This is a genomic window from Collimonas sp., assembly GCF_044339385.1.
Classification (GTDB): Bacteria; Pseudomonadota; Gammaproteobacteria; order Burkholderiales; family Burkholderiaceae_D; genus Collimonas.
Genome location: NZ_JBIIVN010000132.1, coordinates 1 through 7,374 on the forward strand (window position 1 = coordinate 1; position 7,374 = coordinate 7,374).

Here is a 7,374-nt window from a genome sequence, read left to right on the forward strand (position 1 = left end):
TAACATTTCCATGGTGATCACCTTATATCTCCTGCCTAAAAATTAGACAGGACAAGTAGAACACCTGGGTCAATTTTGAATCAGCACTATGCCCTTTGCTGGGTCAATTTTCGGTCAGCCGTAACAGTGCGGGGCGTCATTTTCCATGCAGGCGGCCCAGGAAATAAATCCAGTCTGGATTATTTGCCGCGCCGCATTTGCGCCAGCGTCGATAGTTGCGCCACCGCTTCGGCCAGTTCGGCTTGGGCCAGCGCGTAGTCGATATTCGAGGTCTGGTTTTGCAGGCGTTCCGCGGCCTGCTCGCGGGCCAGGGTGGCCTTGGCTTCATCGAGGTCTTTGCCACGGATCGCGGTGTCGGCCAGGATGGTGACCGAGTACGGTTGAATTTCAGCGTAACCGCCAGCTACGTAGATGAAATCGTCTTCGCCGGAGATGCGTTTGATGTGGACCGCACCAGGTTTCAGGCGTGTCAGCAGCGGGGTATGGCCAGGCAGGATGCCCAACGAGCCGGCGATGCCCGGCAGGGTGACCAATCCGGCGCTAGCGGCGTACAACTCGCCTTCGGGACTGACGACGATGACTTTGGTTTCCGACATACAGGTTCCTGTAGCAAGACTGCAAAGACTGCAAAGACTGCAAAGACTGCGAAGACTGCAAAGACTGCAAAGACTGCGAAGACTGCAAAGACTGCAAAGACTGCAAAGACTGCGAAGACTGCATTATCAGGGTATTTTCACCCTGTCCGGGAAGTCTTGCAGAGGCCGTGGCGAGCGTTGATTGGCAGGCCGCGTGCGACGCCGCGTAGATCGATGCAGCGCTTCCTTGAAGCTGCTCCATGATACAAGATCGGCAGCAACAAGATCAGTCATTTCTCCAGGCTGAGCGAATGAGTTCCTGCGCCGCTGCACAACTGCACAGGCCGATGACAATCCACCGCTGCACCGCTTAAGCCGGCGTTTCCATCGCCAGCATCGCAAAGGTGGCCAGCCAGTGTTCGCCAGCGTAATGGCCGCTGGCGACATGCGGCAGGCTGGCCTGGATGTGCCGTTGCGCTGCTATCGTCAAGGTGGCGGTGGCGGCATGGTGCTGCGGCAGGCGGCGGGCAATCCGTTTCATGCACCAGGCGCGGCTCAGGTTGAGGCCGTCCAGATGGGCGATTTTGGGATCGCTGCGATCGCTGACTTCGGCTGGATGCAGCAAGCGCTCGACATCTGGTAGCGACGGCAGGAATTGCGCGAACCAGTCGACATAGACATCCGGCTCCAGCACATCGGCCATCAGCAGCGCCTCGGTCAGCGCGGCTGACAGGAATTCATCGCCGCCGGGTTCGTAATGCGCCGGGTAATTGCTATCGGCGATGAAGTAGCGGCAGGCGGCTGCGACTACCGTACTTTCCAGCTCGGCGTCGTGGCGATGGCGCGCGAAATCCAGGATCAGCTTGAGCGCAAACGCGCTGTTGTAATGGGTGCCGACGCGGATTGCGTAACTGAGTAGCGGGAAAAAATGCAGCACCCGCCTGCGGATTTCTTCCACCAGAGGTTGCATCGCCGCCAGCCAGCGCGCGGCGCTCTGATGCTGCCAGCTTTGTAGTTCTTGCGCCAGTGCCAGCAGCCAGGCCCAGCCGTACGGACGTTCAAACGAGGCGCGGCCGGGCGCGGTGAAATACGCCAGCTCTTGCTGCATGTTAGCGGCGATGAAATGTTCTTCGAACAGTGCGCCGATATCGGCCTGCTGCGCCAGCTCCGGATACAGGCGTGCGCAACGCGCCAGCAGCCAGTAACCGTGGACTGCCGAGTGCCAGTCGTAGCAACCATAGAACACCGGGTGCAGCGCGCGCGGCGACAATACGTCATGCGGGCCGTTGAGAACATGCATGATGTGGTTAGGATATTCGTGGCGCAGCGAGCGCAGTGGCAGGGCGGCGAAGATCGATACTTGTTCACGAGTCAGATGCATGGCTTTTCCTTCTCTCTTTCTTGCTAGCGGAATACGATGAAGTACATCAGCAATATGTTGGCTGCCAGCAGCGTCAGCGCCGTTGGAGTCTGTACCTTGATCACCTGATATTTGTCTTTCAATTCCAGTAGCGCTGCCGGCACGATGTTGTAGTTTGCGCCCATCGGCGTCATCAAGGTGCCGCAATAACCGGCCAGCATGCCGATGGTCACCAGCGGCGCCGGATCGGCATGCTGGCCGATGATCATGAACGGCAGCGCAATGCCGGCCGTCATGACCGGGAATGCAGCGAAAGCGTTGCCCATGATGATGGTAAACAAGGCCATGCCGAGGCAATAAATGACCACCAGCATGAAGCGATTCTCGGGGTTGACGAACAGACCGACGACTTCCTGCACCGATTTGCCGGTCTGCGCTGCAACGAATACGCCACCCAGCATCGCCAGCATCTGCGGCAGCACCGAGGCCCAACCGATGGTATCGAGCAGCCGTCGCGATTCGCGCACGGCGTGCAGTGGCGTGCCGCCAGTCAGCTTCCAGCCGGCCAGAATGGCGCAAATGCAACCGACGCCGAGTGCTGCCAGCGTCAGTTGCTTCTGGTCGAGAAGATACATGCCGCCGAGCGATACCCCTTTCAGCAGGATTGTGCAGAGAACCGTCATCAGCGGAATCAACACTGCCGGCAGGAATATCCAGTTGCCGAACTGATTCCCGGATTTCTGGTGTTGTCCGGCGCTGCGCTGTTTGTAACTGCCCATCGACAGCAGGCCGCAGCCGGCGATCAGTGACAGCAGCAATACCTCGACGCCGATAATCCGATACGCCATTTGTTTGCCGAACCCGGCAATCATCAGGTCACTGAACAAAAACACAGAGCCGAACAGAAACCAGAATAGTGCAGTAGTGAAGCGCTTCGGATTGCCCTTGTCGCGCATCGTCATGCCGACCAGCAGCATGACGATGACGCCGATCAGATAGTAGATGTCATTGATGGTGATCAGGGTTGTCATGCTGTCACCTCTTTGCCATCAGCTTTTTTCCAGGCATCGACGTCACGCCGGATGCTAGCATCCAGACGCACCAGGCGGGTCATGTGAATGATCAGCGCGGCAATCGCAGTCGGGATTGCCCACAGCCCGAGATGCAGCGGCTCGATATTCTGGATACCGTTTTCCTTGAGGAAGACATCCATCAGCAGCACCGCCCCGAAAGCGAGGAAAATATCTTCGCCAAAGAACACGGCGATGTTGTCGCAGGCGGCGGAATGGGCGCGCAATTTATCGCGGACAGGTTTCGGCAGATCGCCGTAGCGCGCTGCAGCCGCGCCTTCAACCATCGGCGCCAGCAGCGGCCGCACGGTTTGCGCCTGGCCGCCGATATAGGTCAGCCCGAGTGCGCCAAGCCCCTGCCGCAAGACGAAATACAACATCAGGATACGCGCCGAGGTGGCGCCTGCCATGCTGGAAATCCAATCCTGCGCGCGTTCTTTCAGGCCATAGCTTTCGAGCAGCCCGATCACCGGCAGGATCAATATGTAGACCGCCAGTGAGCGACTATTGATGAATTTTTCGCCAAAGGTTTCCAGCAGCGTGCCAAGATCCATGCCGACTGACAGACCGGTGGCCAGACCGGCTACCGAGACTACCAGCAACGGGTTGAATTTAAGCGCAAACCCGGCTACCACGATGGGTATGCCGATGAGAGGTAGCAGGCTTGATACATCCATTGATATCTCCTAGAGTTGATGACGGTCGCCGGCAAGCCGTCGATTTGTCACATCTTGGTACAAGCGCTCAGCCCAGCAGCGGAAACAAAGCCTCGCCATTGGTGATTTGCGGCGCGCGGATGGCGATGCCCTGCTGGTTCAGTTCGGCATGGATGCGGCGCGCAAATTCCAGCGCGTGCGCACCGTCGCCGTGCAGGCAGACAGTGTCCGCCTTGAGCGCAACCCAACTGCCGTCAATCGCATGCACCTTACCTTCGCGGATCATATGCATGGTTTGTGCCAGTGCCTGTTCAGCGTCTTCTATCAGCGCGCCGGGCGTGCCGCGCTGGACCAGGCTGCCGTCCGGGTTGTAGCCGCGGTCGGCAAATACTTCTTCGATGGCGGTCAGGCCGCCGTGTTTGGCCGCTGCGATCAGTTCGCTACCGGCCAGGCCGAACAACGCCAGCGTCGGATCGAGATCGTAGATGGCGGCGGCGATGGTGTCGGCCAGAGCGGCATCGCGCGCCGCCATGTTGTACAACGCACCGTGCGGTTTGACGTGCGCCAGTCGCGCACCATTGGCGAGGGCGATTGCCGTCAATGCACCGATCTGGTACTGCACACCGCTGTAGATCTCGTTGGGAGGCAGTTGCATTTCGGTACGGCCGAAGTTGTCGCGGTCTGGAAAACTCGGATGGGCGCCGATGGCGACGCCCTGATCGACCGCCCAGGCGACGCATTGCTGCATCATCAGCGCGCTGCCTGCGTGCCAGCCGCAAGCGATATTTGCTGAACTGACCAGCGCCAGCAGAGCCTCGTCGCTGCCGTCGCTTTGTTCGCCCAGATCGGCGTTGAGGTCAACGCCAAATTGCTGGTGTTTTTTAGGTGTCTCTGTCTTCGGCATCATCCGCTCCTCAGCTGATCAGTCTCTTACCCGGTCTTTACTTACTTACTGGCTTACTTGGTTGGCTAATCAGCGGCGCAATCTCTTGCCGGACGCAACCAGTGCATCGCCGCCGCTATTTGTTGCAGATATAAGTTATCGCGGCGCAGCTCTTCGCGCGCCTGAGCGGCATCGCATGCGACGAAGCGCAGCGTGCGGTTAAAGCGCAACTGCGCCAGCTTTGCCAGGTCGGCGCCGATCACCACGCCGATCTTCGGATAGCCGCCGGTGGTTTGCGCATCCGCCATCAGCACGATCGGCTGACCAGCCGGTGGCACCTGAATCACGCCAGGCAACACGCCGTGCGACAGCAGGTCGTGACTCTTCTTGATTTTCAGCTCAGGACCGCTCGGACGGAAACCCATGCGGTTGCTTTGCGTTGTCAGGGTCCAGGTACCGTCCCAGAATGCGCGCTGCGCCGTCGCTGTGAAGCTATCGTATTCGGGCCCGGGAATTACCCGGATCTGTAGCGGCTTGCTGTCGTGCGCGTTATACCAGGATGGCGCCCGTACCCCGAATGACGGCGCGGTATGGATTGCGGCGTCGGCATTTTTCAGGTGACAGGCAGTCAGGCTATCGCCTTCGGTTAGCGGCCGCCCGCCATGGCCGCCAAAGCGGGCCTGTAAATCGGTCGAGCGTGAGCCAAGCTGTTGGGCCGAATTGAAGCCGCCGGCCACTGCAAGGTAGCCGCGCATACCATGGCGCGCGGCATTCAGCCGCAGGGTTTGGCCGGCGCGCACGCGCACACTCCACCAAGGCGGCAGTGGACGTTCGTTGAGTGTTGCGCCGAAATCTGCGCCGCCCAGGGCGATCCGGCAATCCGACATGAATTGCAGTTCGCAGGGGCCGAGGGTGAACTCGATGGCGGCCGCTTCGCACGGATTACCGACCAGCATATTGGCGATCGATAACGCGGTGCGGTCGAGCGCGCCGGATTGGCAGATACCGAGATGGCGGAAATGCTCACGGCCCATATCCTGAACCGAATTGAGACGACCGGCGCGGATGATCTTGATCACTCGATCACCTCGCTGGCGACGAAGCGCACGCGGTCGCCCGGCTGTAGCAGGGTCGGTGGATTGTTGCCGGGATCAAACAGTTGTAACGCGCTATGCCCAATCAATTGCCAGCCGCCGGGCGATGCTGCCGGATAAATCCCGGTCTGGCTGCCGCCGATGCCGACCGAGCCGGCCGCCACGCTCACGCGCGGCTCGGCGCGGCGCGGGGTCGCCAGCGTATGATCTAGTCCGCCCAGGTACGGGAAGCCGGGCTGGAAACCAATGAAATAGACGACGTATTCGGGCGCGGTATGGCGCTTGACGACCTCGGCCGGCGACAGGCCGGTATGACGCGCCACATACTCCAGATCGGGGCCGCTGTCGCCGCCGTAGACCACCGGAATATTTATTTGGCGGCTAGCCTTGTCGCTGACGGCGACGCTTTCCCAGGCAGCCTGAAGACGTTGTTCCAGTTGCTGTGGATCGGCTGCCAGCGGGTCGAACAGGATGGTCAGGTTGTTCATGCCCGGCACGATATCGCGGACATGCGGCCATTGCACAGCCTGGACTGCGATGGCCCAGATCCGCTGCTGGCATTCCAGAGTGGCGCTGGCGCCGGTACTCAATATCAAGGCGCTTTCACCAAGTGCTTGTATGACTGGTTGAATCATTACGGCTGTCCTCCTTCTGCACCGGGGCTGAGAGAATCATCGTGTTGCAGACAGGGAAAAAAGCCGCTGCTACAGGGCGTAATGCCTCATCCGCACTCTTTAAAAGATGGCTCGTTGATACCTTGAGGCAGTTTGCAATATCATCGATCAAAAATAAAATGTCAATAATTTGTATGTAAATAGTCTATATTGTTGTGTCAATCCTGCTGTCGCGAGAGCTGTGGATTGCATCGATTTCGCATTTTCGTAGATAAATAACTGCGCCTATGATTGGTGTTTTTTGGCCTTGGGGATATTGATGAACGGTGCCGCCTCTAAAATTCTATCTTCCGCACACTTGGCTTCAGAACGCAGTGTCGAGTTGTCGGAGCTGGAATACGCGTTGATTATTGCCGGCAATGCATTCAATCGCTGGATGGCGCGCTGCATGTCGGCTGCCGGGGTCAAGGACATGACGCCGGTGGAGGTGTCGTTACTGCACCATGTTTGCCACCGTGAACGCAAAAAAGCCTTGCCGATATTTGCTTCGTCCTCAATATCGAAGATACCCACATCGCCAGCTACGCACTCAAGAAGCTAGTGAAAGCCGGTTACGTCCACAGTGAGAAGGTTGGTAAGGAAGCCTATTTTTCGACCACTCCCGAAGGCTACGCGCTGTGCCTCAAGTACCGCGAAGTGCGCGAGGAATGCCTGATCACGGTGCTGCCTGACAGCGGCCTCTCGAACCAGGCGCTGGCTGATGCCGCCAAGCTGTTGCGCGCCGCATCCGGCTTGTACGACACTGCCTCGCGCGGGGCTACCTCAAGATAGTGTCGATAGTGTCGAGTGTTTTGATCGCAGGCGGCCGGCCAGCCGATAAAAAGGCGCTTGAAGATTCATATCGTTCAGTCAAGATGCGAATCGCGGCGTCAGGCTCCGGCAAAGCCGCAGTATGCGGCGAACACGGGAATCTTGGGGGCGTAGGAATCGTAGCAATCTTAGAGACGGTTTCATAAAGGCTGCGATGCCTGCTGAAGTTTGCTCCAGCAGATCAGACTGCAGCCAAGTTTAAGGAATGCTTGATGAATATCAGCGCGACGTTCGAAACGAATGCGAAGACGA

Annotated in this window: 7 protein-coding genes and 2 pseudogenes; 1 reads left to right on the plus strand and 8 read right to left on the minus strand. The window is 58.7% G+C overall.

Translation table 11 applies throughout. From position 1 onward, the window contains the following. Positions 1-179: 179 nt before the first annotated feature. The 7 genes from ACIQ0R_RS09810 to pxpB all read right to left on the minus strand — a co-directional run bounded on the left by ACIQ0R_RS09810 (position 180) and on the right by pxpB (position 6,273). Complete coding sequence (locus ACIQ0R_RS09810; RefSeq protein ID WP_395826652.1) at positions 180-596, minus strand: F0F1 ATP synthase subunit epsilon; 417 nt, start codon at positions 594-596, stop codon at positions 180-182. Positions 597-945: 349 nt separating this feature from the next. Next, a complete protein-coding gene (locus ACIQ0R_RS09815) occupies positions 946-1,956 on the minus strand; it encodes a DUF2891 domain-containing protein (protein WP_395826655.1) in 1,011 nt (336 codons plus the stop codon). Positions 1,957-1,979: 23 nt separating this feature from the next. Continuing rightward, positions 1,980-2,966: a DUF979 domain-containing protein gene (locus ACIQ0R_RS09820; RefSeq protein WP_395826657.1), complete on the minus strand. Its 987-nt coding sequence runs from the start codon at positions 2,964-2,966 to the stop codon at positions 1,980-1,982. Continuing rightward, entirely contained in the window at positions 2,963-3,682 is a 720-nt protein-coding gene (locus tag ACIQ0R_RS09825; protein WP_395826660.1) for a DUF969 domain-containing protein, read from the minus strand. Before ACIQ0R_RS09825 ends, ACIQ0R_RS09820 begins: the two co-directional genes overlap by 4 nt. A 67-nt stretch (positions 3,683-3,749) precedes the next feature. Then, a complete protein-coding gene (gene pxpA, locus ACIQ0R_RS09830) occupies positions 3,750-4,565 on the minus strand; it encodes a 5-oxoprolinase subunit PxpA (protein ID WP_395826662.1) in 816 nt (271 codons plus the stop codon). Between the two features lie 65 nt (positions 4,566-4,630). After that, positions 4,631-5,623 carry a biotin-dependent carboxyltransferase family protein gene (locus ACIQ0R_RS09835; protein WP_395826665.1) on the minus strand — a complete coding sequence of 331 codons (993 nt, stop codon included), beginning with the start codon at positions 5,621-5,623 and terminating at the stop codon, positions 4,631-4,633. Further along, a complete protein-coding gene (gene pxpB, locus ACIQ0R_RS09840) occupies positions 5,620-6,273 on the minus strand; it encodes a 5-oxoprolinase subunit PxpB (protein ID WP_395826667.1) in 654 nt (217 codons plus the stop codon). The genes ACIQ0R_RS09835 and pxpB overlap by 4 nt, the downstream gene beginning before the upstream one ends. A 298-nt stretch (positions 6,274-6,571) precedes the next feature. Here pxpB and ACIQ0R_RS09845 point away from each other — a divergent pair. Continuing rightward, positions 6,572-7,083, plus strand: a pseudogene (locus ACIQ0R_RS09845) (winged helix DNA-binding protein). A gap of 179 nt (positions 7,084-7,262) precedes the next feature. On the opposite strand, the pseudogene ACIQ0R_RS09850 reads toward ACIQ0R_RS09845, so the two are convergent. After that, positions 7,263-7,374 (minus strand): annotated as a pseudogene (locus tag ACIQ0R_RS09850) (IS5/IS1182 family transposase); the annotation flags it as partial.